Origin of the sequence: Mucilaginibacter gossypiicola, assembly GCF_900110105.1 — a bacterium.
Classification (GTDB): domain Bacteria; phylum Bacteroidota; class Bacteroidia; order Sphingobacteriales; family Sphingobacteriaceae; genus Mucilaginibacter; species Mucilaginibacter gossypiicola.
Window position 1 is genome coordinate 187,079 of sequence record NZ_FOCL01000004.1, and the last position, 23,371, is coordinate 210,449.

Below are 23,371 nucleotides of genomic sequence, written 5' to 3' on the forward strand. Positions count from 1 at the left end.
TTTTAGTTTTTGATTGTTTGGCGGCCCGGCTTATTTTTTAGCCGGGCTGTTTATTTCAATCCAGTAACCATCCGGATCCTGGAAATATAATTGCAATACACCATCGGCACGGTAGGTTGGCTCTTTGCTATCTCCTTTCCAGTTTGAGTAGGGGATATTCATTTGTTCGAGTGTTTTTGCAAATTCTTTTACCGACGATACCGTAAAGCAAAGATGTACACCTTTAACCTGTTTTTCGTTGCGCTCGGCCTGGATAACGTGGAGTTTTACATTGTTGCCAAGGCTGTACCACTGGTGTACGGTATCGGCAAACGGATTGTCTACCTTTTTGAGGTGTAATACTTTGGTATAAAATTCGGTGCTTTTTTTAAGGTTGCTGGTGGTAATGGCAATATGGTCAATCACCGGCGAAATATCGGTGCCTTTTTGCGCTTTGCAAACCACAGGTAAAAGCACAGTTATTACAAGGATTGGGATAATCGTTTTAGCTGTTTTAATGAACATTGATAAAGATTTCATATTTAGGTTTGGTAATTTAAATGCCTAAAGATATAGGTTTCGCATTGTGGTTAAAGCAATGCACAAATAAATTACACAAATACATTTAATGAAAACTGAATATCGATTTTTCCTCGGCGTGGTTAATGCAGTTGGTGTTATGTATGTTCCAGTCGTTAATATCAATAAGGCCCGGATGGGTCCTGTAATGACTGTCATCAACGGGGCATTTTACCACATATCCAATATCTTTAATCAATACAATTATTGGTCGTGCACCGCAAACCTTGCAGCAGTTACAATCAACCGATCCTGGTATATTTACATAACCCCTCATACTTCATCTGGCGTTTAATAAATTTTTAATTGCGATTAGTTATCAGGTCATTCAACTTTATGAAGGCACTTATCGTATTTTATCCCAAAATTACATGAAAGTACTAATTTAGAATAAAATCCTCCATAAATATAATACGTATGAAACTGAATTTATGTTACTACGTTTAGCAGTTTCTTATTTATTCAAGGGGTAATAATAGTTTGTTCGTATTTTACAGGAGTGTTTATAACAAATTTAAACCCTGCAAACAGCTATGGAACAATATAAACTACATGTCAATAATACGGTTAAAGGGCGTAAATGGTTATACGTATCTACTGTTATTATATGGTTCAGCTTAATTTTGCAAATAGCTATAGCAATCCCCAATTATTTAAAAACGGGGCGAAGCCTTGCCGGTACGCTGGTACAGCTATTTAGTTATTTTACAATCCTCAGTAATTTACTTGCCGTAATATGTCTTACTGCTGTATTATTTAATACTAATATGCGCATACGGAAGTATTTTTTACAAAGCCGTATTTTTACTGCTATTGCTTTATACATCACCATTGTTGGATTGGTTTATAACCTGGTGCTCCGCCATTTGTGGAATCCTGAAGGGTTATCCAGGCTTGCCGATGAACTTTTGCATTCTGTAAACCCGGTTTTATTTGTGTTTTATTGGCTGGTGTACGTACCCAAAGCTAATTTAAAATGGACACAAGCCTTAAAGTGGCTTTGGTTCCCTTTTATCTATTCGGTATATATATTTATCCGGGGCATTATCAGCCATTTATATCCTTACCCTTTTCTTGATATTGATGCGTTGGGATTATCCCGGGTCGCTATTAATTCATTACTGATGCTTATTGCTTTCCTATTCTTCGGCTTTTTGTTTGTGTGGATTAACCGGGTCATGGAAAAGCGGGGGGCCTGAAGTACCATCTCAACTATTACCGGCCTATAAATAGCCATCTGTAACATTCCCTTTACCAGTGGTGTTATTTTGCCCTTATGGCATGATAAGTGACTAACTATGATATATCTATTAAAAACTTATAAATCATTTACTATGAAAACCACTGTTTCACGCTCAATTGCACTGTTAGTATTAGCTGCAATGGGCTTTACAAGCTGCTCTGCCGAATATCGCGAACGCCGCCGGCACCGCCACGATGAAAGGGTTCGTGTACATGAACGTGTAGTTATTCACAACTAATACAGGTAAAAAAGAAACAGGCCGTGCTTCATCAGCAGGGCCTGTTTCTTTTTTATGGCGATTAAAAACCGGGGTCGTTTTATCGAAAAATCAATCGTTCCAAAGATGTTTATGGTGCAGATTGTTTTCCAGTTTGTTTTTAATAAAAAGATCGTCTTTATGCAAAATGCAGTCGCCTTGATTAATGTCGTCTTCGGAAGTAACTTTAATGATACTGCCTGATATTTGTTCAACTATACTTGATAGTGTGAGGATCTCTGTGTCGGGTATTTGAACGGTTAATATTGCCATGGGTAGATGATGTTATTTTTAATAATTCAAAAATATGGCAATAAAATTTACCTTGTGTTTTATGAAAGTAAAATTTAAATAACCTTTATTTTACAAATGTGTCAACAATATTAATTCCTGGTTTTAGTTACCAGTACCCAGTCGACAATGGTTTTGGCTTCGCCCGACTTTATTTTGTTCACAGTACTTTCTGACAAGCCATGATAAGGTTTGGTAACCTTATTAACGCCGCCGGGATAGCCGCCGCCTAAAGCAAAGTTAAGAATGATGAATTTTTTATTGTCAAAAGCCCAGCGGCCATATTTTTCAACCATTGCTTTTGTTACCGTATAGGTGGTTTTGCCATCAACCTTAAAAACAAGGCTTTCCGGCGACCAGTCAACCGAGTATACGTGCCATTGGGTAACATCAATACCGGCGGGGAAAAACACGCGTTTTGCAAATGGCGTATCGCCAAAATAACCAGGGCCATGTAATGCATGGCTCACCCAGCTCGAGTCGCCTACGGTTTCCATCACGTCAATCTCGCCACAATCGGGCCATTTACCGTTGCCTAAGGCCCAAAATGCCGGCCACAAGCCTGCACCTGAAGCCATTTTCATCCGGCAGGAGGCTGTGCCATAGGTAAATTCCATTTTTGCGCGTGTATTAATTCGCCCCGAAATAAAATCATATTTACGCTGCTCTTTACTGATAAAACCGGGCTGATACAAAGCTTTTAATACCAGTGCTCCGTTCGTTGCCCCCTCTGCTTTGCCATCTGTCATGTAAATAGTAGCTGCAGAGTCAACGTAGGCCTGCTGCTCGTCATTAACTGTATTCCCGGTAACTTCAACATTCCATTTGCTCCGGTTAAGCGTTTTTTGATTGAAATCTTCAAAGAAAACGGTATCCGTTTTAGCTTGCTTTTGTGCAAATGCCTGCGATGCTGTTAAAAGAGTTGCTGATAACAGCAGATGTTTTAATTTCATTTTTGATGATATGGGATGATGGTTTAAAAGTATATAAATTGGATGATACGAATTTAGCATTTACCAATTGAGATCATAATTTTACAGTACTTGCTTCGTTCAGAAATTAAAGATAGACTAACAGATAAGTAATCGCCATTGAAGTTTATTATATTTGTATAAGCCTCATCTTAAGCACATGGGTAACAACATTGCAAACCTATATTTTAAGTCAAAAACGATTTCATTGATGATTTTGGCAGTAGCGGCAATTGTTTGCTCCAGACTGCTTTTCCTTTTTTTCAATGATCCTGAAGGGCCAAATCCTTTAATAGTTGCCGTCGCAGCGCTGGTTGTATATTTGTTATCGTGGACAGCATATACATTCGGCCCGTTGAAAATAAATGGATTTAAGAGACTTTTCACGGCAGTTTGTATTCAAATACTATTGATTGTTGCTCTTTATTTTGGGCTGAAGTAATTTTCCACCTTTCCCCAAAATTTTGAACCTGGTCCGCATCTGCAATTTTACGCTCCAATTACCTTTACTTTTTTAAATTGCAGTCTTATACGTATTTATATGCACGGTAGTGGTTTCTTAAAAGTATTCGCGATTATCGCTTTCATTAGTTTATTATTTGATTGGTACATCCACTCGGGCCTTAAAACCTTAACTGCCGACTGGCAATCAAACCTATGGCGTAGCGTTGCTTTATGGGGATATTTAATTGTTTCTATTGGTGTAACAGCCTTATTTTTATTGGGATTCGGCGCGTTCAGTACCGCAAACGGCATGCGTCCGTTTCATGAGTGGATGCTGAGCCTGTTCCTGACATTTTTTGTTACCAAGTTGGTTTTTATAATTGTGCTGTCCCTTGGTGATCTGGGGCGGTTCTTTGTCGGAGTTTTTAATATGATCAGCCGTTCGGGCAACGTAGGCGGGCAATCAGCTTTTCCTGGCAGGCGTAAATTTATCAGCGAGATAGCTGTACTGGTAGCCGCGGTACCTTTTACATCGTTTTTTTATGCCATGTTTAAGGGTAAGTACGATTATAAGTTACATAAAACCACGCTGTATTTTGAGGATTTGCCGGATGCATTTGATGGCTTTACCATTACCCAGTTATCTGATATCCATTCGGGAAGTTTTGATAATACCGAAGCTATGCAACGCGGTATCGATCTGGCTAAAGCTCAAAAAAGCGACCTGTTTGTTTTTACTGGCGACCTGGTGAATAATGCAGCATCAGAAATTGAACCTTATATAGACAGGTTTGGGCAGATCAAAGCCCCTTATGGGCAGTTTTCCATCTTAGGCAACCATGATTATGGCGATTATATCCACTGGGATAGCTTACAGGAAAAGGCAGCCAACCTGGATAAACTCAAACAACATCATAAAGAATTGGGCTATCGTTTGTTGCTTGATGAAAATGTAACAATCGAAAAAGGAGGACAAAGCATCTCCCTTATCGGTATCCAAAACTGGGGTAAGGGATTTATACAGGTGGGAGATTTAAATAAAGCGCTTCAGGGTGTACCTAAAGATGCTTTCAAAGTACTGCTTTCGCATGATCCAACTCATTGGGAAGAGCAGGTGCGTTATAACCCTACTACCATTCATCTCACCTTATCCGGGCATACCCATGGTGCACAGTTTGGGGTAGAGATCCCAGGTTTTAGATGGAGCCCTGTAAAATACCGCTATGTTGACTGGGCTGGCCTGGCTAATGAAAAGAACCGTTACCTGTACGTGAACCGTGGTTTCGGCTTCCTTGCATTTTCGGGCAGACTGGGTATTTGGCCGGAAGTCACGGTGATTGAATTGAAGAAAAAGGTGGCATAAGCTAATAAAAAGCCAGTTTCTATACATCTATTTGATTGTGGCAAGGTTTTTATGCTTTTATTACAAAGCATCTAAAACTAAAATTATGGCAACTAACAATATGAAAAGGATAGGAAAGCGCGGAGCGCAGGTTGAGCATAGTAACGCCTGGGAAGTGATGAGGCCTTTTGTTCATTTCGGCATTAAAGCGGCAAGTGCTATTGCGCATACGCTTATCTACATTGTAAAACATGTACCTAAGCCCGGTTCGCTTAACCCGCCCGAAAGGAAAAGGGATAAGATCATTAAAATATAAAATAGCAAACCCGGTAGCAATCGCCGGGTTTTTTTGTGGTAAACGGTTTTACCGTTATTTAACTGAAAAAATACAGTGTTTTCACGGATTGTGGCGGTGTTTTTTAATGTCGACATTTAGGTGTTGGTTAGAATGCATTTATACAAAATGCCATTATTTGAAAACAGGCTGCTAACGTTGCCTTTCTATATTGAAACATATTTAAAACCTAAACCTTACTTACTTTAACCTTATCGTTACACCCGTCTGTCCGGCGGGTGTTTCTTGTTTTATACCAGTTTAAATTAAAAAGCGTTGTGTAGGCGGCATTGTTGTTTAAATAGCAATTTGTATTTACTTTCACCCTCAATGAATCATCTGTTTACCGGTTACAAAACGCTTCAAAAATTAATACTTCCGGCGCTGTTGCTTTCTGCTACGATATCAAAAGCACAGGTTTTTGGCGGCAACCCGCCATCAATAAAGTGGAAACAGGTAAACACGGCATCTGCAAGGGTGATATTCCCGGCCGGTTTGGATTCGGCGGGATTAAGGGTGGCCAATATTGTGCAGCAAATGAACGGTGTTGTAAAGCCTACCATCGGCTTTAAACAAAAACAGATCAGTATTGTACTGCAAAACCAAACCATCGTTGCTAACGGTTATGTGGGATTAGCGCCCTTCAGAAGCGAGTTTTATTTAACCCCCGATCAAAATAGTTTTGAAATAGGCAGCCTTCCATGGCCGCAGCAATTGGCTATCCACGAGTTTAGGCATGTACAGCAGTACAATAATTTTAATGTGGGGCTTTCGCGTTTTCTCCGCATAATTTTTGGCGAGGGCGGGCAGGCACTGGGTAATGATCTGGCTGTACCTAACTTTTTTTTTGAAGGCGATGCTGTATTTAACGAAACCCTGGTAAGTGAACAGGGCAGGGGCAGGCTACCATATTTTTTTACCGGTTATCGTGCGTTATGGGCGGCTGATAAAAACTACAGCTATATGAAACTTCGCAACGGCTCATACCGTGATTATGTGCCTGATCATTATCCGCTTGGCTATATGATGGTGGCTTATGGGCGCGAAAAATACGGTAGTGAACTGTGGAAAAATGTAACGCATGATGCTGCGGCCTATCGTGGCGGGTTTTACCCTTTTCAGTGGGCCGTTAAAAAATATACCGGCGAAAGTTTCAAAACATTTTCAAATAATGGGTTTAGCTATTTTAAACAGCAATTTGCCGAAGATAATACCCAACCGGTTACCGAACGAAAGAGACACTTTGACGCCAACCGGGAATACCCGGCGTTTGTGAACGATAGCACAATTATTTATGCGGAAAGTACCTATGATCATTTACCTGCTTTTGTTGTTAAAACCGGTAATAAGGAAATAAAATTGAGTACCCGTTCCTATTCGTTGGATAGTTATTTTGACTATAACAACGGTAAAATAGTTTATGCATCCTATCGGCCCGACTTACGCTGGGGCTACCGTAACTACGGCGAATTGATGTTGCTTGATACAAAAACAGGACAAGAGCACCGTATCACCTCAAAAGCAAAATACTTTTCACCTGCTTTTAGTCCAGACGGCCAAAGCATTGTTGCGGTACAGGTTGATCCCTCCGGAATGAGTAAGCTGCACATCTTAGATACAACAGGGAAGGTACAAAAGGAAATTCCAAACCCCCAGGGGTTGTTTTATACCTATCCTAAGTTTTATGGTGATGGTAAATTAATTTCGGCTGCCCGTGATAAAGAAGGCAAAATGGGGATAACCCTCACGGATATCGCCACTGGTAAAGCAGATTATTTGACACCCCTGAGTTTTCGCCCGATAGGTTTTATCGCCCTGAAAAAAGATACCCTATATTTTACTCAAACCGATGGCAAAAACGACCGCCTGTTTGTGATGATGCCTGGCAATAAAAGTGTTTATGAAATGCTGCCTACCGGTAATTATACAGGTTTAGGTTATTATCAACCGGCAATAAGTGATAATAAACTGGCCTGGGTTGGTTTTACTGCTGATGGCTATCAGGTTAACCAGGCAAATAAAAAAGATTTGAAATGGATAGCTGCCGGAGGCGATTACGCACGTTACCTGCCCGATTTGGGTATCACGGCACTAAAAAAAGACTCGGCTGCCAATATAGTTGCCGAAATAACCAATAAACCTTTGCCGGTCACCAATTATTCAAAAGCGCATGGACTGTTTAACTTCCATAGTATCATTCCTAATATCAGCGATCCTAATTATTCGTTCGCTATCACGGGGGAGAATGTGTTGAATACCTTCCAATCCGAACTGTCTTTTGATTACAATACCAACGAGGGGTATAAGCAATTCGGTTTCGATGCCATTTATGGCGCTTTGTTCCCCTATATTTCGGCCGGGGCCGATTATACGCTCGACAGGCGGAGCTTTTATAAAGGACAATATGTTTACTGGAACGAAACCGCCGTTCACGGTGGTTTACGTGTGCCATTAAATTTTAGCGAAGGCAAGCGTTTTACCAGCCTTACCTTCGGAAGTGATTTGTACTTTAACAGTATTAACTTTCAGCAAGCTTACAAAAGCAGTTTTGCAGATAGATCATACAGTTACCTGAATAACTATCTTAGCTTCAGCAATCAAACCCAGCAGGCACAGAAAAACATCTATCCACGGTTTGCGCAAAGTATAGGCCTCAATTATAAATCGGCAGTTTCCGGCTCGGGAGCAACACAGTTTTTAGCTACAGGAAGCTTTTATTTTCCCGGTTTGTTTGTGAACCACAACTTTGTGATCAGCCTGGCGCATCAGCAAAAAGGCAAAGATAATGTGATCAGTTTTTCCAATGATTTTCCATTTTCCAAAGGTTACACAGCCGAAAACCTGGATAACATGAACAAGGTAGGTTTAACCTATCATTTACCAATAGCTTATCCTGATGCCGGTTTTGGTAATTTATTTTACCTGTTACGGCTGCGCGGGGCATTGTTTTTTGATTATACCCATGCCAAGGCCTCTAACTTTTTTACCGACGGGAGCAGCTTTAAGCAAAATTTCAGGTCGGCCGGAGGTACGCTGTATTTTGATACTAAATTCTTTAACCAGAATAGCATCACATTCGGTATCAGGTACAGCAGGCTGCTGGATGATGACTTTTTTGGCGGAACTGGCCGCAACAGAATAGAACTGGTTTTGCCGGTTACGTTTTTTTAGAAGTAGCCTAAAAAAACGTCATTGCGAATAACCACCAGGGAAGCCCTGGAAAAAATCGTGATGGCGTGTAAATATGTTTTAGAGATAGTACGCTGGGTTGCGTTAGGGATGGGAGCGGATACCGGCCTGTGGCTAAGGCCCGTGTAGTATGAGCGTACAGCCCGGGCCGAAGGCAACGCCCATGTTATAAAATCGATCAAAAAACAATGTTAATAATCAATAACTTACAGTTAAGTTATTATAAGGAACGAAGCAATACCCTACATACAGAGCCACTTTGTATAGTTTGCGATTGCTTCGTTCCTCGCAATGACGACTTTTATATTGCAACGTTTTAAAAACGCTTCAACTATTCGCCAGTCTGATCAGTTCCTTAACCCGGTCAACCCCGGTAACATCAATGCTATATTCATCGCCAGCTTCGGCGCTCATCATGATACTTTCGTTATGAAACTTCATTTTACTGGCAACCTTGATCCTTGCCGATGAGTGAACTTCTTTTACCCCGGTAAAATGGATCAGGTCGGCAACATTGGCTTCACTTACGCCGCTGCCTGGCATAATGCTTATACGGCCGGCCGCTTGTTCAACAAGGCGGTTTAAATTACTGGCACCTTCAATAGCAGTGCTTTTACCTCCCGAGGTAAGCACGCGTTCGCAGCCCATTTCAATAATTTCTTCAAGGGCTTTATGCTGATCGGCACACATATCGAAAGCCCGGTGGAATGTAACGCCAAGGCCCCATTGCCGGGCAAGGCGCACCATTTCAGTACAGCGTTCTATATCAATGTTACCATCTTCGTTGAGAATACCTATCACAACGCCATCGCAGCCGGCATCAATACAATACCTGATATCGGCCATCATAAGCTTGTACTCCATATCATTGTACAAAAAGTCGCCGCCGCGCGGACGGATCAGTACATAAAGCTTGATATGGAGCAGGCTGCGGGCCATTAATATGGTACCGTGCGATGGGGTGGTGCCACCTTCTTTTAAATTTTCGCAAAGTTCAACACGCACAGCGCCCCCTTCCTGGGCCGCCAGGGCCGATGTTACCGAATTAGCACAAACTTCGAGCGATACCTGCATGTTCTTTTGAGTCCATAGGCTATGGTCGATAGTCCATAGCCTGCTGTATTTTAATTAAATATAATATTAAACCATGAACTATCGACTATGCTCCACGGACTAATTACTTACTTGTAATAACTTTTTCCCGGAATTAACAGATCCTGTTGCTGCGCATTACAAACAGCATATGAAAAGCCGCTTTGTATAGCGTAAGCACCATATTCGCCCTTTTTATTAATAGCTAAAAAGCCAACCTGGATCTTTTTGGCTATTTCCGGTTTCTTTTTGATAATGCGGTTTACAGCTTCTTTGCAGGCATCCTCGGGCGATAATCCCTGGCGCATCAATTCAACCACCAAAAAGCTGCCCACGTTGCGGATCACCTCTTCGCCAACACCTGTTGACGTTGCCCCGCCAACTTCATTATCTACATAAAGGCCTGCACCTATAATAGGGCTATCGCCCACGCGGCCATGTAATTTAAAAGCCATGCCACTGGTGGTGCAGCCACCGGAGATATTGCCTTTAGCGTCAATAGCCAGCATACCAATGGTGTCATGATTGTATTTATTACCTGGTTTGCCGCCGTTTTCTATATTCATAACGGGGCTGTACTGAGCTTTTTTAAGCCATTCTTTCCAGATTTTTTCAGTTTCCGGAGTTAGCAGCTTTTCTTTTTTCATTCCCTGTTCAACCGCAAACTGGGTTGCACCTTCGCCAACCAGCATTACGTGAGGGGTTTTTTCCATCACCAAACGGGCTACTGAAATAGGGTGGGCTATATTTTCCATAGCAGCTACCGACCCGCAGTTGCCAAACTCATCCATAATGCATGAATCGAGCGTTACGTGGCCATCACGATCAGGCAGGCCGCTGCGGCCTACAGTATGATTGCTGATATCTTCGGCTTCGGGAATGCGTGCTCCGGCTTCAATGGCATCGAGGGCACGGCCGCCGGCCGATAATACTTTCCAGGCACCTTTGTTGGCAATAATGCCAAAATCCCAGGTTGAGATAACGATAGGATAACCGCCTTCTGGTTTAGAAATGACAGTTTTTGCTATAGCAGATTTAGAAATGGCTGCAAATGAAGCACCTGCAGCAGATAATTTGATGAACTTACGGCGGTTGTACATACCGCTAATATATAAAAAACAGTATTAAGTCATAAGTTCTAAGTCTGGAGTCTGAAGTCGTAAGTCTTGAGTGCTGAGTCAAGATCCTATTTGGTTATAAAAATGAAGACTTTTAACTCGCAGCTTAAGACTTCCGGTCTCGAAAAAAAATCATTCAAAATCGCGCTGGCAATTAAAACAATGCCATGCTTTGCGGCTGTAAAAAGGGAAGATCATCAGCAAAAATGATACGATGGCGGTAAACCAGTGAACCCTTTTTTCGGTTGCAGAGCCATATCGTACATTGGTTGAGCCGCAGTACGGACATATAACGGCATTAAGTGTTTCATCATCTATTTCAATATGGTCCTGGTCATGAAGATCGCCTTCGGCGGCTAAAATCTCGCGGCATCGTTCAAGGTCGCGTTCAAAAATTTTAAGTTTAATACCACCTACTGCCTGGTTGTAAAGCGGGTTTGAACCTATGGTATTTTCGTCGGCAATGAAGCAGGGAATGCCATAACCTTCCAGTTTGGTTCGGATGATATGTGCAAGCATCACATCATAATAAGTTTCAAATGTTATGATCTTCTCTTCGGGTTGAACGGCCATATGTAGATAAATATTAATCAAAGGTAAATTGTTTTTTATTTAATTTGGACGCCATGAACCGCATCGACCGAATATCAGCAATTTTGATCCAACTACAATCACGCAGGGTGGTAAAGGCCGGTGATATAGCCGATAGGTTCAACATTAGTCTGCGTACTGTTTACCGCGATATCAAAACCCTTGAAGAAGCAGGCATTCCCCTTATAGGCGAAGCAGGTGTTGGTTACTCTATAATGGATGGCTACCGCCTCCCTCCGGTTATGTTTACCCGCGAAGAAGCCACCGCTTTTTTAACTGCCGAAAAGTTTGTTGAAAAGCTTACCGATACCTCAACCATGGCGCAGTATCAGTCGGCTATGTACAAGGTAAGGGCTATCCTTAAATCGTCGGAAAAGGATGCTTTGGAAAACCTGGACGGGAGCATTGAAGTATTGAAAAGCCACAGTCAAAAAAGGGCCGGAAGTACCGATCATATCCAAACCATACTGGATTGTATCGTGTGTAAAAAGATCATGAGCATCGATTATTTTGCTGCCCATTCGCAGGAAAATACCAAACGGGAAGTTGAGCCGGTAGGCGTTTTTTTCCTGGATAGTTTCTGGCACCTGATAGCTTACTGCCGCCTCCGTAATGATTACCGCGATTTTAGGTTAGATCGTATCAAAAAGCTTGCGGTAACGGATAAAAGTTATGTTAATAGCAAACACCCTACGCTAAAAGATTACATTGATAAAATGGCCTGCGAAAAGCAGCTTGAGCAGGTGGTGATCAAAGTTGATAAGGAGATTCACAGCTATTTGGATCATCAAAAATATTACGGTGGTTTTGTGTCGGAAAAAACTATCGGCAATAAAATTGAGATGACTTTCCTTACCATGTCCATCGAAGGCTTTGCCCGCTGGTACATGACCTTTGGCGACCGTGCTGAGATCATCAAACCAGACACTCTTTTGCATCGTGTACGGGAGATCACAGCAACCATCTCCCAAAAAATAAATTAATTTCTTTTCTTTTTTTCCTGCTGACATAAGGCTGTCACCAGCGCATTGTTACTTTGTTTCATCATAGCAAGGACGGGGCTTTTATTGGTCGTGTTTTTGCGGGTAATTTAAACCATACACTTATGAAACATTGGATAATAGTAGTATCAAAAGATCACATTAGCCGGGGTATTTCCGGGGGCTTTATTCAGGCTAATCATGGCAAGCTTGCACCGCTTAAACGTATGGCAGTTGGTGACTGGGTAGCGGTGTATTCACCTAAGCAAAAAATGAATGGTGATACGCCTTTACAAGCTTTTACAGCCATTGGCCAGGTGCGGGATGAAGATATTTATCAAAAGCAAATGGCTATTGATTTTACTCCTTACAGGCGTAATGTAAATTACTATGAATGCATGGAGGCTCCTATAGCCCCGATGATTAACGAGCTCGATTTTATCAGCAATAAAAAGGCATGGGGATACAACTTCAGGTTTGGTTTTTTTGAAGTTCCCGGCACCGATTTTGAGAAGATAAAAGAGCAGATGATAACTGAAGATAAACCACTACTAAATAAAGCTACATTATGGAAAAACTAACAGTAAACGTACAGGTGAAATTTAAAGCGCCGATGGCTAAAGTTTGGCAGGGATTAACCGATCCGGCCATGGTAAAAGAATACTTTTTTGGCACTAATCTGGAGTCGAGCTGGAGGGTAGGGGAGCCAATTAAATTCAGCGGGGAATGGAACGGACATAAATACGAGGACCACGGGACTATCCTGGATATTGATCCCGGGACATTTGTAAAATACAGCTACTGGAGTAGCATGAGCGGTACCGAAGATAAGCCCGAAAACTATGCCAACATCACCTATAACTTAACCGAAAATAATGGGGAAACTGAACTTACCATTACCCAGGATAATGTAAAAAACGAAGAAGCTAAGGCGCATTCCGAACAAAACTGGAAGGGCATTTTTGAAGAGTTAAGAAAACTGATAGAGTAGCTACTATAGTAAACTAATAATTTATATAATCATTATAATTATTTGTTTAAAAGTTAATTATATATCAATATAACAAATAGTAATAGCTGCCGTCATGGATAAAATAATAATAAAAGGCTTCTTTTTAGTGGGAATTTCGGTACGCACCACAAATCAAAATGGACAAGCGATGAAAGATATAGCGGGGCTTTGGAATTGGTTTATGAGCGAGCATGTTTTACAGCAGGTGGTAAACCGCTTAAGCGATGATATTTACTGTGTTTACACCGATTATGAAAGTGATAAGGACGGCTATTACACCGCGGTACTTGGGTGTAGGGTTGCTACTAAAGATAATATCCCTGAAGGCTTGATTTGCATTACTGTGCCGCCCGGAAGTTATAACCGGTATATAGCTAAAGGTGCACTACCACAGGCTGTGGGCGAAACCTGGCACCAGATTTGGACGAGTGATATCGACAGACGATATATGGCCGACTTCGACGTTTACGGAGAAAGATCGCAAAATGCTGATAGTGCAGAGGTTGAGGTTTTTGTTGGGGTGAATTGATGATATTACAACCGCGTTATTGCGAGGCACAAAGCAATCCCTTTTTCTGGCGCAAGTCTTGTGTGGTGGGTAATGTAGGGTGGATGACTTGTGCCTTCTGGTAAACCTATTTTAGGACGATACAGAGTCACAAGTCAAGAGGTCTTGCATATTATAGAAGATTCTTCGCTGTCGCTCAGAATGACGAGGTTTTTGCCCCATTAAAGGAAGACTTACGAAGTTTTTAAAACTTCGTAAGTCTGGATTCTGCAGCAGAAAGGGCGAATTAGCTATTGTGTTTTCCCCTCCAGAAAATTCTGTAAATCTTTGAATTCTGTAAATATTGATTTGGATTACCTGCTAAAAGTCAATCGTTTGCCAGCTTTACCTTCAATAAGACTTCCGTTGGCGTAAGCCAGGTTACCCGATATTAAAGTATAAGCTACCTGTGAGCGGAATGTGTTGCCTTCAAACGGGCTCCAGTTACATTTATACAGGATATTGTTTTTATTTACGTTCCATGGTTTGTTAAGGTTAACCAGTACTAAGTCGGCCCAATAACCTTCGCGGATGAAGCCGCGTTTTTCTATCTGGAAAAGGGTGGCTACGTTGTGCGCCATTTTTTCTGCTATTTGCTCAAGGCTTATTTTGCCGTGATGGTACAGCTCAAGCATGGCTGGTAAAGCGTGTTGAACCAATGGGCCGCCGGACGGGGCCTGCAGATAAGGCTGCTCTTTTTCTTCAATGGTATGTGGGGCATGATCTGTAGCAATAACGTCAATCCTTCCGTCAAGTACAGCACGTAAAATACCATCACGGTCTGCCTCCGTTTTTACTGCCGGGTTCCACTTAATATAGTTGCCTTTGGTTTCATAATCTGCATCAGTAAACCACAAGTGATGGATGCAGGCTTCAGCAGTAATTCGCTTATCTTTTAGCGGGATTGTGTTGTCAAAAAGATGTGTTTCGCGCTCGGTAGAAATATGTAAAATATGCAGGCGGGTGTTGTGTTTTTTTGCCAGCTCAATCGCCATTGATGACGACAAGTAACAAGCCTCCGCACTCCTGATTTTTGGATGCATCTGCACCGGTATATTTTCGCCAAGCAGTTGTTTGTAATGGGCAAGATTGCTCTTGATTGTTGCCTCATCTTCGCAGTGCGTAGCAATCAACATTGGTGATTGTGCAAACAGTTTTTCAAGCGTGTGCGGGTCATCAACCAGCATGTTCCCGGTAGAGGATCCCATGAATACTTTTATACCGCAAACTTTGCTGGTGTCAGTGCGCAAAACCTCGTCCAGGTTGTTGTTGGATGCGCCCATAAAAAACGAATAATTGGCCAGCGAATTTCTCGAAGCGATCTGGTATTTATCTTCCAAAAGTTCCTGCGTTAAGGTGTTCGGCACGGTGTTCGGCATCTCCATAAATGAAGTGATACCACCGGCAACAGCAGCGCGTGATTCGGTATAAATATCGGCTTTGTAAGTCAAGCCCGGTTCGCGAAAATGTACCTGATCGTCGATGCAGCCAGGAAGCAAATGCAGGCCTTCTGCGTTGATGATTTCATCGGCTTGCGCGTCAATTATAGAATCGATACGGTCTATCAAACCATCTTTGATCAATACATCGGCAACGTATTGTTTATGTTCGTTAACTATGGTGGCTGCTTTTATCAGGATTGTAGACATGGGCTGATTTCGGATTTGGAAATTTCGATTTCGGATTTATTAATATGATGCTTGTAACAGGTCAAACTTACGAAGTTTTTGAAACTTCGTAAGTTTGACCTCGGAAATGCAATTACATTTCGGCAAAAGCTTGCTCAGTAGGGAACTCTCCCAAACTCCTGTAAATAGGCATCCCATTTGCTTCGCTGTCTTCAACCGCCCATTTAGACATCGCATACATTACCGGTCGTAAGCCCATGCCTGTTTCACTGAGCCGGTAGGTTACATGCGGCGGCACAACAGGTTTAGATTCTCTTATGATGATGCCGTCAGCTTCCAGTTGTTTCAGGTGTTGGATCAGCATTTTTTCGGTAATAGTTGGGATAGATTTTTTTAGTTCGCCGTAGCGTTTGCCGCCGGCTAACAGGTGGAATAAAATGATAGGTTTCCAATATCCGCCTATACGCTCCATTACATAAGTTACGGGGCATTCTTTAAACGCAGCTTGTTTGTTTTCCTGTATGGTTGAGCTTTCTTTTATAGCTGTCATGGTGATACACACTTTGGGGTAAGTACTTGTAAAAAAGTAAGTACAAAAATACCTTTGCTTTCAAATAAAAACAAAAACATTATGAAAATTATAGTAACAGGTTCAACAGGCAATATAAGCAAACCTTTAACACAAACTTTAATTGCCGCAGGGCATAACGTAACAGTAATTAGCAGCAATGCCGATAAGGCAGCAGAGATAGAATCATTAGGCGCTAAAGCTGCAATTGGCTCATTGGCCGATGCCGATTTCTTAACACAAACATTTACCGGTCCCGATGCACTTTACGCCATGGTACCGCCAAGTTTTAGCGCCGAAAGCTTAAGAGCTTATCAAAATGAAACAGGTAAAAGTTACGCCGAAGCTATCAAACGGTCGGGTATAAAAAAAGTAGTTGCGTTAAGCAGCATCGGTGCGCATTTGGATAGTGGTGTCGGGCCGATAAAAGGCATTCACGATGTTGAGGGCATTTTGAGTGGATTGGACGGTGCAGCTGTTAAATTTATCCGTGCGCCATTCTTCTATATTAATTTTTTCAGCAACATCCCGCTTATCAAACATCAGGGCATCATCGGCTCAAATTACCCGGCAGACGCAAGGTTAATCATGGTACATCCTAAAGATATTGCCGCAGCTATTGCTGAGGAGTTGCAACAGGATTTTGCCGGTAAAAGTGTTAGGTACATTGTAAGCGATGAGTCAACGCCTGGTGATGTAGCCGCTGTTTTGGGTGAGGCTATTGGTAAGCCCGGCTTGCCATGGATTGAATTTACGGATGAACAGCTTGCCGAAGGTTTACAACAGGCAGGTGTTCCGCCCGAAATGACCCGCAACTTTGTTGAAATGGGTACCGCGGTGAAAAGCGGAAAAATTTGGGAAGATTATGATAAGCATAAACCTGCAGTATCAGGCAAGGTAAGTTTGCAGGATTTCGCTAAGGAGTTTGCAGAAGTGTATAATGCTTAAGTAAGTAAATAAAAAATCACGTCATTGCGAGGCGCGAAATGGAAATGAGCCTAAGGCGCGACGTGGCAATCCCTTAGCCGTGCAGAGCGTTCATACATTGGCTACGAGATTGCCGCGCTACGCTCGCAATGACATGGTTTTTATTTGTTCTTGTTTCTTGACTCCTGATTTCTTGCCTCCTTTGTTCCTTCATTAGTCTCCTGACTCTTGTTTTCTTGACTCTCCAAACTAATTTCCTGACACCGCCATGTTTTGGGCAATTGTTCCTACTTCAACAAAAAGCCTATCTTTGCGGCATGGCAGTAACCTTTGAAGATTTTAAATTTAACCGGCAAATTTTGAACGCGATAGCCGATGCCGGTTATACCGAAGCTACGCCTATTCAGCAAAAGGCTATTCCGCCTATATTGAACGGGCAGGATGTGATGGGTATAGCGCAAACAGGTACCGGTAAAACGGCAGCCTATGTGTTACCTATTATCATGAAGCTGAAATATGCCCAGGGCGAACATGCCCGTGCGTTGATCATTTCGCCTACGCGCGAACTGGCCATGCAGATTGAGGAAAACATCAGGGCTTTTGCCGCTTATACTGATTTACGGGTTGTTTTGCTTTACGGAGGCCTCGGCCCCAAAACACAAATAGAGCAGGTAAAAAAAGGCGTAGATATCATTGTGGCTACGCCGGGCAGGTTTATGGATATTTACCTTGCCGGGCATATCATGACCAAACCATTGCAGGTGTTGGTGCTTGACGAAGCCGATAAAATGATGGATATGGGCTTTATGCCCCAGATAAACCGAATATTGGAAGTGGTGCCCGTGAAAAGGCAAAACCTGCTTTTTTCGGCTACCATGAGTGAGAAGGTACACCAGCTTTCGGCCAACTTTTTGGAGTTTCCTACGGTTATTGAGGTTACACCACAGGCTACGCCGGCACAAACGGTTAACCAGCATTTATATCATGTGCCCAATATTAAAACCAAAATAAACCTGCTCAAAAAACTGCTCGATAACGAAGGGGAGATCACCAAACTGATTGTTTTTTGTAAAACCCGGGCAGTGGCCGAAGATGTATTTAAATTCCTTACCCGAAAATTTGGCGAAGAGGAAGTGAAAGTACTCCACGCCAATAAGGGACAAAATACACGTATCAATTCCATCAATTCATTCAAAAACGATGATGTGAAGATATTGGTAGCTACCGATGTAGCATCACGGGGAATTGATGTAAGTGATGTAAGCCACGTAATTAACTTTGATGTGCCGGTGGTTTATGAAGATTATGTACACAGGATTGGCCGTACAGGTCGTGCGCTGCAATCTGGTGAGGCCATTACTTTTGCTACACCATCTGAAGAGTATTATATCCGCAAAATTGAAAAACTCATCAAGCAAACCATCCCGGTTGAAAATATTCCCGATGATGTGTTTATTGAGGAAACCCCATATGAGGAACGCCAGGATCAGGCTCGGGAAATAGATACTCAAAAACGTAAAGAAGATCCCGATTTTAAAGGGGCTTTCCACGAAAAGAAATCCCTTAACCAGCGTAAAAAGTTTGATGCCAATAAGGATAAAGCTAAATACGGCTCAAAGGCGGCAAGGCAGGGTAGCGGCCGATCATCCAAAAGCAAAAAAAGACACTAAGCCCAATCAATGAAATTCAGATTTACCCCTTTAAACTTTTTTACCGCGTTTTTGGTGGCGGTAGCAGCCTATGTTTTTATTTATGGAGCCGGTATAGCCGGACGACCGCTTGAACATTGGGGAGGCACAATAGGCTGGATCTTTTTACTGTTTGCCTTTGTGGTTTTTGTGATTGATATCATGTTCCGCAACTTTTTTATCGAAACCAAAAAAATATGGATGGTGGAGACATTCTTCATTGTTCTGGTTATTATTATATTCTTACTTGTTAAATAAAATTTGAAATGAAAACCGCTGAAATAAAGCTTACCGTTACGCTTGATGATAATAACGTTCCTGAACATATCCTTTGGGAATCAACCGATTCAACTAACAAAGAGGCCCTGCCTGTAAAATCAATGATGCTTGCCCTTTGGGACCAGAGCTACCAGAATACCCTGCGTATCGATCTGTGGACAAAGGATATGCCTGTTGATGAGATGAAACGCTTTTTTTACGAAACCCTGCAAACCATGGGCGACAGTTTTTTGCGTGCAACCGGCGAAAAAAACATAGTAGAGGACCTGCGCGACTACTGTGCCCACTTTGCCGATAAAATGGAGATCACTCAAAAATAATAACCTAAATATGCGCCTTAGCTCAATTTTATCATTTGTAGGCTTTGCCCTGCTATTTGCAGCAACTTATTGCCCTCTGCTGCGGGTGTTTCACGTAACCAGCTGGAATATTTATAAGCTTAACCAGCCGTATGGCCTGGTGCTTTTGTTGGTAGCGGTTGTTGGCATCATTGTATCGTTCCTTAACCAGGCTAAAATTATGCGTGTTACTGCCTGGCTTTCGGTGGCGCTTGTTGTGCTCTTGCTGGTTGCCGCCATTATGAAAGTAAATTCGGCATTCAGTTTTATACCGTTCAAGGGTATCAATAAATTTTTAACCAGTCAGCTTAAATTTCAGTGGGGTTGGTATGTAATGTTTGCCGGTCCGGTTTTGGCTTTGATTGGGGCTTTGAGTAGTAAACCAAAGGTTTTTATACCTGTTGCTACCGATACTTCAGAAGTAAATTAATATTCCTGGTATGTTTTATTGGCTGTAATGTTAACATTACAGCTTTTTTTTAAACATATTTGTAATTCAGATTAATACGAATACCTAATGTTAAAATTTTCTTTTCGCCAGCAGGTTTTAGCGGGCTTTGTGGTATCAATTATACTTGTCTTCATAGTTGGCGTTTTGTCTTACACCAGTATCCGCCAGTTTGAGGATGACAATGTTTGGGTTGATCATACACAAAACGTTATTCGCTCGTCAAATAATCTGTTGCAGCATTTAATTGATGCCGAAACAGGAATGCGTGGTTATGGGGCAACCAACAAAAAAACATTTCTTGATCCTTATAACGAGGCACTTCCCCGTATTGGTGTTGACTTGCAGGAGTTGCGTGACCTTACTAAAGACAACTTGGTTCAACAAGCGCGCATAGATTCGTTAACATCATTAGTATCGTCACAACGCGCTATATTAAAAACAGATATTGATACCCGCGAGGCCAAAGGTTTGGACTTTATGGTGCAAAACGATATGTTTTTGAATGGCAAGCACAATATGGACGTGATCAGATCGACTATAGCCAACATTATCAAATCGGAAAGCCAGTTTTTACAGGATCGTAAAAAAAGTTCGGAGACGGCTTCCGATAGGGCTATTCTCATTATTATTTGCGGTACAATTACTTTTCTGATCATTATACTAATATTGTTCTTCTACATCCAAAAAACGTTTGATCAGCAAAAGAAAATTGAAGAGGAGATCAGGGTTGCCAATATTGAGCTTGGTAAAGTACTTGCCGATAATGAAGCCAAAAACTGGCTGCTTACAGGTACCGGTCAGCTCAACGAAAAAATGCAGGGCCAGCAGGTTGAAAAGGAACTGTCAAATAACATTTTGTCTGAAGTTTGTACTTACACCAATGCTGCCGCGGGTACGTTTTACCTGTTTAATGAAGCCAACGAAAAACTGGAGCTTTATGCTTCATATGCTTTCCACAATCCTGATTTTGTTAAAAAATCTGTTCAAATGGGCGAAGGCTGGCTTGGCCAGGTAGCTAAAGACGGTAAGGCAGCCGTGGTAAAAGGCAAATTGAATGATAAGCTTGAGCTTTCCTCATCGGTATTAAAAACTGAACTTGCCGAATCATTTATTATACCTTTCTTTTTTGATAAAAAGCTAAAAGGTGTAACGGAGATTGCATTTAATGAAGGAATTTCAAAAAATAAATCTGAATATCTTTTAGCTATCGCCAATGATATCGGCATAGCTGTCAATACTTCGCAGGCGCGTACCATTATGCACGACCTGTACGAGGAAACACAGCAACAGGCCGAAGAGTTGGAGGCACAACAGGAAGAGCTTCGTGTTACAAACGAAGAGCTTGTTCAAAAAACAGAAGAGCTACAAGCCTCGGAAGAAGAACTTCGGGTACAGCAGGAAGAACTGCGAACTACCAACGCTGAGTTGGAAGAAAAAGCCAGTTTGCTTGAAGAAAAGAACCAGGCTATTGAAGAGGCCCGCCAGGCCATCAACCTTAAAGTTGATGAACTGGAAACCACAGGTAAATACAAATCGGAGTTTTTGGCCAACATGAGCCACGAATTGCGCACCCCGCTTAACAGTATCCTGGTGCTGGCCCGTATCCTGAAGGATAACAAACCAGCTAACCTTTCTGAAGACCAGATTAAATATGCCAGCGTGATATTTAACGCCGGTAATGATTTGCTTACCCTGATTAATGATATCCTCGATCTTTCAAAAATCGAATCGGGTAAGCTGGATATGCAAAATGAGGATATTAAGGTAAAAGATATCGTTGGCGATATGGAGATGCTGTTTGCAGAGGTAGCCAGCAACAAAAAGATCAATTATACTACAAGCATCAGTAAAGACTTACCGCAAACTATATTTACCGATAAGGTACGTATTGAACAGGTAATCAAAAACCTGTTGAGCAATGCTTTTAAATTTACTTCCGAAAACGGTTCGATTTCGATAAACGTAAGGCCGGGTGTTAAGGAAAAAACTATCAGCTTTGCCATCAAGGATTCGGGTATCGGAATTCCGGCTGATAAACAAAAAGTAATATTTGAGGCATTTCAGCAGGCCGATGGTTCAACAAGCCGTAAATATGGCGGCACCGGTTTGGGTTTATCTATAAGCCGTGAGCTTGCCTTCCTTTTGGGTGGCAGTATAAGCTTGAGCAGTGAGCCGGGTATAGGCAGCGAGTTTGTACTTACTGTGCCTCACGAGGCTAAGCTGGTGGCTACAGCTGAGGATGTGGTACTGCCAACCGCAGAAACCTTTAAAGCAACTGCCGAATTTTTGGCGCCGGCTAAGGCCGCACAACGCGAGCCGGGCAGAGAGCCATTGGTGGTGATTGTTGAGGATGATAAAAACTTCGCCAACATACTGCAGGATTACGCCCGTGATCATGGCTATAAATCAATTATGGTATACGAGGGCACTCGTGCTGTTGAAATTGTTAAAGAAGCCAGGCCTGATGCTGTGATATTGGATATTATGCTGCCGGGTAAAGATGGCTGGCAGATATTAAAGGAGTTGAAGAACCACGAAGATACGATGCATATCCCGGTTCACCTGATGTCTGCCGGAGATGCTGCTGCAAACCGTGTGCGTAAGGAAGGGGCAATCAACTTCATGAAAAAGCCTATCAATACCGAAACGCTGGATAAGCTTTTTGCTGATATCATGGTACAAAGCGGCACCAGGTTTAAACAGATACTGCTGGTTGAAGATCACAAGGCCCAAAGCCAGGCCCTGAAAGATCTGATGCAAAGCCAGGGTATCACTGTAGATCAGGCTTTTGATGGAGAGTCGGCGTTTAGGATGTTGCATGAAAATGAATATCAGTGCGTGATCCTTGACCTCAACCTGCCAGATATTTCAGGCCTCGACCTGTTAGATAAGATCAAGGAGGTTGATCGTTTTGCTTCATTGCCGGTTATTATAAATACCGCAATGGAACTTGATAAAACCTCAGTAAACAGGTTGATGCATTATGCCAATGCCATGGTAGTTAAAACTAATAAATCATCCGACAGGCTGATTGACGAGGTTAACCTATTCCTGAACAAGATCAGCGAAACTGCCAATACTCCAACGCCGCAGGCTGCACCCGCGGCATCTGCCAAACCTAAAACGTTAACTAAAGGCAAGGATGCCATTAAAGGCAAAAAAGTGCTTATTGTTGATGACGATATGCGAAACATTTTTGCCTTGAGCAGCGCCCTTCAAAGCTATGACCTCGATGTAGAGATAGCTAACGACGGGGAGGAAGCTATAGCAAAACTGGAAGAGATAAAAAATATTGATATTGTGCTTATGGATATCATGATGCCCAAAATGGATGGCTACGAGGCTACCAGGCATGTCCGCAAGCAAAACAAATGGGCTAAGTTGCCCGTAATAGCATTAACTGCAAAAGCAATGAAGGATGACCGCGAAAAATGTATTGCGGCCGGAGCTAATGATTATATCACCAAACCGGTTGATATGGACAGGCTCATTTCGTTAATGCAGTTGTGGCTTGAAAGTTAATT

At 42.2% G+C, this 23,371-nt stretch carries 26 protein-coding genes; 15 read left to right on the forward strand and 11 right to left on the reverse strand.

Features of this window, described 5'->3' with window-relative positions:
* Positions 1 to 30: 30 nt before the first annotated feature.
* On the reverse strand, positions 31 to 519 hold the full coding sequence (locus BMX50_RS14495; protein WP_091211259.1) for a VOC family protein: 489 nt from the start codon (positions 517 to 519) through the stop codon (positions 31 to 33).
* Positions 520 to 604: 85 nt separating this feature from the next.
* A complete protein-coding gene (locus BMX50_RS14500; protein WP_091211260.1) occupies positions 605 to 835 on the reverse strand; it encodes a hypothetical protein in 231 nt (76 codons plus the stop codon).
* 256 nt (positions 836 to 1,091) lie between these two features.
* On the opposite strand from BMX50_RS14500, the gene BMX50_RS14505 reads away from it, so the two are divergent.
* Entirely contained in the window at positions 1,092 to 1,757 is a 666-nt protein-coding gene (locus BMX50_RS14505) for a Pr6Pr family membrane protein (protein WP_091211261.1), read from the forward strand.
* 135 nt (positions 1,758 to 1,892) lie between these two features.
* Positions 1,893 to 2,039: a hypothetical protein gene (locus BMX50_RS34520; RefSeq protein WP_167667925.1), complete on the forward strand. Its 147-nt coding sequence runs from the start codon at positions 1,893 to 1,895 to the stop codon at positions 2,037 to 2,039.
* Between the two features lie 90 nt (positions 2,040 to 2,129).
* Here BMX50_RS34520 and BMX50_RS14515 read toward each other — a convergent pair whose 3' ends face one another.
* From BMX50_RS14515 to BMX50_RS34280, 3 genes are all read right to left on the reverse strand, one after another.
* Entirely contained in the window at positions 2,130 to 2,330 is a 201-nt protein-coding gene (locus tag BMX50_RS14515; protein ID WP_091211263.1) for a hypothetical protein, read from the reverse strand.
* A gap of 110 nt (positions 2,331 to 2,440) precedes the next feature.
* Complete coding sequence (locus tag BMX50_RS14520) at positions 2,441 to 3,301, reverse strand: glycoside hydrolase family 16 protein (RefSeq protein ID WP_091211264.1); 861 nt, start codon at positions 3,299 to 3,301, stop codon at positions 2,441 to 2,443.
* 165 nt (positions 3,302 to 3,466) lie between these two features.
* Positions 3,467 to 3,706, reverse strand: coding sequence for a hypothetical protein (locus tag BMX50_RS34280; RefSeq protein WP_143065179.1), 240 nt, complete (start codon positions 3,704 to 3,706; stop codon positions 3,467 to 3,469).
* A gap of 154 nt (positions 3,707 to 3,860) precedes the next feature.
* Here BMX50_RS34280 and BMX50_RS14530 point away from each other — a divergent pair, with 154 nt between their 5' ends.
* The 3 genes from BMX50_RS14530 (at position 3,861) to BMX50_RS14540 (ending at position 8,610) form a co-directional block, all read left to right on the forward strand.
* Positions 3,861 to 5,126: a metallophosphoesterase gene (locus BMX50_RS14530; protein WP_091211266.1), complete on the forward strand. Its 1,266-nt coding sequence runs from the start codon at positions 3,861 to 3,863 to the stop codon at positions 5,124 to 5,126.
* 85 nt (positions 5,127 to 5,211) lie between these two features.
* On the forward strand, positions 5,212 to 5,421 hold the full coding sequence (locus tag BMX50_RS14535; RefSeq protein ID WP_143065180.1) for a hypothetical protein: 210 nt from the start codon (positions 5,212 to 5,214) through the stop codon (positions 5,419 to 5,421).
* 348 nt (positions 5,422 to 5,769) lie between these two features.
* Entirely contained in the window at positions 5,770 to 8,610 is a 2,841-nt protein-coding gene (locus tag BMX50_RS14540; RefSeq protein ID WP_091211268.1) for a TolB-like translocation protein, read from the forward strand.
* Here BMX50_RS14540 and BMX50_RS34285 read toward each other — a convergent pair.
* The 4 genes from BMX50_RS34285 to BMX50_RS14555 form a co-directional block, all read right to left on the reverse strand.
* Positions 8,607 to 8,810 (reverse strand): hypothetical protein, encoded by a 204-nt coding sequence (locus BMX50_RS34285; RefSeq protein WP_143065181.1) that lies wholly within the window; start codon positions 8,808 to 8,810, stop codon positions 8,607 to 8,609. The two genes, BMX50_RS14540 and BMX50_RS34285, sit on opposite strands and share 4 nt — an antisense overlap.
* Before the next feature lie 145 nt (positions 8,811 to 8,955).
* Positions 8,956 to 9,702, reverse strand: a complete 747-nt coding sequence (locus tag BMX50_RS14545; protein WP_091211269.1) for a copper homeostasis protein CutC — start codon at positions 9,700 to 9,702, stop codon at positions 8,956 to 8,958.
* Positions 9,703 to 9,809: 107 nt separating this feature from the next.
* Positions 9,810 to 10,820, reverse strand: coding sequence for a glycosylasparaginase (locus BMX50_RS14550; protein ID WP_091211270.1), 1,011 nt, complete (start codon positions 10,818 to 10,820; stop codon positions 9,810 to 9,812).
* 150 nt (positions 10,821 to 10,970) lie between these two features.
* A complete protein-coding gene (locus tag BMX50_RS14555) occupies positions 10,971 to 11,411 on the reverse strand; it encodes a putative signal transducing protein (protein ID WP_091211271.1) in 441 nt (146 codons plus the stop codon).
* Positions 11,412 to 11,464: 53 nt separating this feature from the next.
* Between BMX50_RS14555 and BMX50_RS14560 the strand changes: the two genes are divergently transcribed.
* The 4 genes from BMX50_RS14560 to BMX50_RS14575 all read left to right on the forward strand — a co-directional run bounded on the left by BMX50_RS14560 (position 11,465) and on the right by BMX50_RS14575 (position 13,950).
* On the forward strand, positions 11,465 to 12,412 hold the full coding sequence (locus BMX50_RS14560) for a helix-turn-helix transcriptional regulator (RefSeq protein WP_091211272.1): 948 nt from the start codon (positions 11,465 to 11,467) through the stop codon (positions 12,410 to 12,412).
* Between the two features lie 122 nt (positions 12,413 to 12,534).
* Complete coding sequence (locus tag BMX50_RS14565) at positions 12,535 to 12,990, forward strand: EVE domain-containing protein (RefSeq protein ID WP_091211273.1); 456 nt, start codon at positions 12,535 to 12,537, stop codon at positions 12,988 to 12,990.
* Positions 12,978 to 13,400 (forward strand): SRPBCC family protein, encoded by a 423-nt coding sequence (locus BMX50_RS14570; protein WP_091211274.1) that lies wholly within the window; start codon positions 12,978 to 12,980, stop codon positions 13,398 to 13,400. Before BMX50_RS14565 ends, BMX50_RS14570 begins: the two co-directional genes overlap by 13 nt.
* A 94-nt stretch (positions 13,401 to 13,494) precedes the next feature.
* On the forward strand, positions 13,495 to 13,950 hold the full coding sequence (locus BMX50_RS14575; protein WP_091211275.1) for a GyrI-like domain-containing protein: 456 nt from the start codon (positions 13,495 to 13,497) through the stop codon (positions 13,948 to 13,950).
* Positions 13,951 to 14,282: 332 nt separating this feature from the next.
* On the opposite strand, the gene BMX50_RS14580 is transcribed toward BMX50_RS14575, so the two are convergent.
* Positions 14,283 to 15,617 (reverse strand): dihydroorotase, encoded by a 1,335-nt coding sequence (locus BMX50_RS14580; protein WP_091211276.1) that lies wholly within the window; start codon positions 15,615 to 15,617, stop codon positions 14,283 to 14,285.
* Positions 15,618 to 15,729: 112 nt separating this feature from the next.
* Positions 15,730 to 16,146 (reverse strand): winged helix-turn-helix transcriptional regulator, encoded by a 417-nt coding sequence (locus BMX50_RS14585; RefSeq protein WP_091211277.1) that lies wholly within the window; start codon positions 16,144 to 16,146, stop codon positions 15,730 to 15,732.
* Between the two features lie 81 nt (positions 16,147 to 16,227).
* Here BMX50_RS14585 and BMX50_RS14590 point away from each other — a divergent pair, with 81 nt between their 5' ends.
* From BMX50_RS14590 to BMX50_RS14615, 6 genes are all read left to right on the forward strand, one after another.
* Entirely contained in the window at positions 16,228 to 17,112 is an 885-nt protein-coding gene (locus tag BMX50_RS14590; protein ID WP_091211278.1) for an NmrA family NAD(P)-binding protein, read from the forward strand.
* A gap of 296 nt (positions 17,113 to 17,408) precedes the next feature.
* Positions 17,409 to 18,761 (forward strand): DEAD/DEAH box helicase, encoded by a 1,353-nt coding sequence (locus tag BMX50_RS14595; protein WP_091211279.1) that lies wholly within the window; start codon positions 17,409 to 17,411, stop codon positions 18,759 to 18,761.
* A gap of 9 nt (positions 18,762 to 18,770) precedes the next feature.
* On the forward strand, positions 18,771 to 19,037 hold the full coding sequence (locus tag BMX50_RS14600; RefSeq protein WP_091211280.1) for a hypothetical protein: 267 nt from the start codon (positions 18,771 to 18,773) through the stop codon (positions 19,035 to 19,037).
* Between the two features lie 8 nt (positions 19,038 to 19,045).
* Complete coding sequence (gldC, locus tag BMX50_RS14605; RefSeq protein WP_091211281.1) at positions 19,046 to 19,378, forward strand: gliding motility protein GldC; 333 nt, start codon at positions 19,046 to 19,048, stop codon at positions 19,376 to 19,378.
* Positions 19,379 to 19,388: 10 nt separating this feature from the next.
* Positions 19,389 to 19,826, forward strand: coding sequence for a hypothetical protein (locus BMX50_RS14610; protein ID WP_091211282.1), 438 nt, complete (start codon positions 19,389 to 19,391; stop codon positions 19,824 to 19,826).
* Positions 19,827 to 19,913: 87 nt separating this feature from the next.
* Positions 19,914 to 23,369, forward strand: coding sequence for a response regulator (locus BMX50_RS14615; protein WP_091211283.1), 3,456 nt, complete (start codon positions 19,914 to 19,916; stop codon positions 23,367 to 23,369).
* Positions 23,370 to 23,371 lie beyond the last annotated feature (2 nt).

Bases quoted from the DNA above. Each gene is read 5' to 3' on its own strand.
- BMX50_RS14495 (WP_091211259.1), bottom strand. From the start codon at position 519: ATGAAATCTTTATCAATGTTCATTAAAACAGCTAAAACGATTATCCCA.
- BMX50_RS14500 (WP_091211260.1), bottom strand. From the start codon at position 835: ATGAGGGGTTATGTAAATATACCAGGATCGGTTGATTGTAACTGCTGC.
- BMX50_RS14505 (WP_091211261.1), top strand. From the start codon at position 1,092: ATGGAACAATATAAACTACATGTCAATAATACGGTTAAAGGGCGTAAA.
- BMX50_RS34520 (WP_167667925.1), top strand. From the start codon at position 1,893: ATGAAAACCACTGTTTCACGCTCAATTGCACTGTTAGTATTAGCTGCA.
- BMX50_RS14515 (WP_091211263.1), bottom strand. From the start codon at position 2,330: ATGGCAATATTAACCGTTCAAATACCCGACACAGAGATCCTCACACTA.
- BMX50_RS14520 (WP_091211264.1), bottom strand. From the start codon at position 3,301: ATGAAATTAAAACATCTGCTGTTATCAGCAACTCTTTTAACAGCATCG.
- BMX50_RS14530 (WP_091211266.1), top strand. From the start codon at position 3,861: ATGCACGGTAGTGGTTTCTTAAAAGTATTCGCGATTATCGCTTTCATT.
- BMX50_RS14535 (WP_143065180.1), top strand. From the start codon at position 5,212: ATGGCAACTAACAATATGAAAAGGATAGGAAAGCGCGGAGCGCAGGTT.
- BMX50_RS14540 (WP_091211268.1), top strand. From the start codon at position 5,770: ATGAATCATCTGTTTACCGGTTACAAAACGCTTCAAAAATTAATACTT.
- BMX50_RS14545 (WP_091211269.1), bottom strand. From the start codon at position 9,702: ATGCAGGTATCGCTCGAAGTTTGTGCTAATTCGGTAACATCGGCCCTG.
- BMX50_RS14550 (WP_091211270.1), bottom strand. From the start codon at position 10,820: ATGTACAACCGCCGTAAGTTCATCAAATTATCTGCTGCAGGTGCTTCA.
- BMX50_RS14555 (WP_091211271.1), bottom strand. From the start codon at position 11,411: ATGGCCGTTCAACCCGAAGAGAAGATCATAACATTTGAAACTTATTAT.
- BMX50_RS14560 (WP_091211272.1), top strand. From the start codon at position 11,465: ATGAACCGCATCGACCGAATATCAGCAATTTTGATCCAACTACAATCA.
- BMX50_RS14565 (WP_091211273.1), top strand. From the start codon at position 12,535: ATGAAACATTGGATAATAGTAGTATCAAAAGATCACATTAGCCGGGGT.
- BMX50_RS14570 (WP_091211274.1), top strand. From the start codon at position 12,978: ATGGAAAAACTAACAGTAAACGTACAGGTGAAATTTAAAGCGCCGATG.
- BMX50_RS14575 (WP_091211275.1), top strand. From the start codon at position 13,495: ATGGATAAAATAATAATAAAAGGCTTCTTTTTAGTGGGAATTTCGGTA.
- BMX50_RS14580 (WP_091211276.1), bottom strand. From the start codon at position 15,617: ATGTCTACAATCCTGATAAAAGCAGCCACCATAGTTAACGAACATAAA.
- BMX50_RS14585 (WP_091211277.1), bottom strand. From the start codon at position 16,146: ATGACAGCTATAAAAGAAAGCTCAACCATACAGGAAAACAAACAAGCT.
- BMX50_RS14590 (WP_091211278.1), top strand. From the start codon at position 16,228: ATGAAAATTATAGTAACAGGTTCAACAGGCAATATAAGCAAACCTTTA.
- BMX50_RS14595 (WP_091211279.1), top strand. From the start codon at position 17,409: ATGGCAGTAACCTTTGAAGATTTTAAATTTAACCGGCAAATTTTGAAC.
- BMX50_RS14600 (WP_091211280.1), top strand. From the start codon at position 18,771: ATGAAATTCAGATTTACCCCTTTAAACTTTTTTACCGCGTTTTTGGTG.
- gldC (WP_091211281.1), top strand. From the start codon at position 19,046: ATGAAAACCGCTGAAATAAAGCTTACCGTTACGCTTGATGATAATAAC.
- BMX50_RS14610 (WP_091211282.1), top strand. From the start codon at position 19,389: ATGCGCCTTAGCTCAATTTTATCATTTGTAGGCTTTGCCCTGCTATTT.
- BMX50_RS14615 (WP_091211283.1), top strand. From the start codon at position 19,914: ATGTTAAAATTTTCTTTTCGCCAGCAGGTTTTAGCGGGCTTTGTGGTA.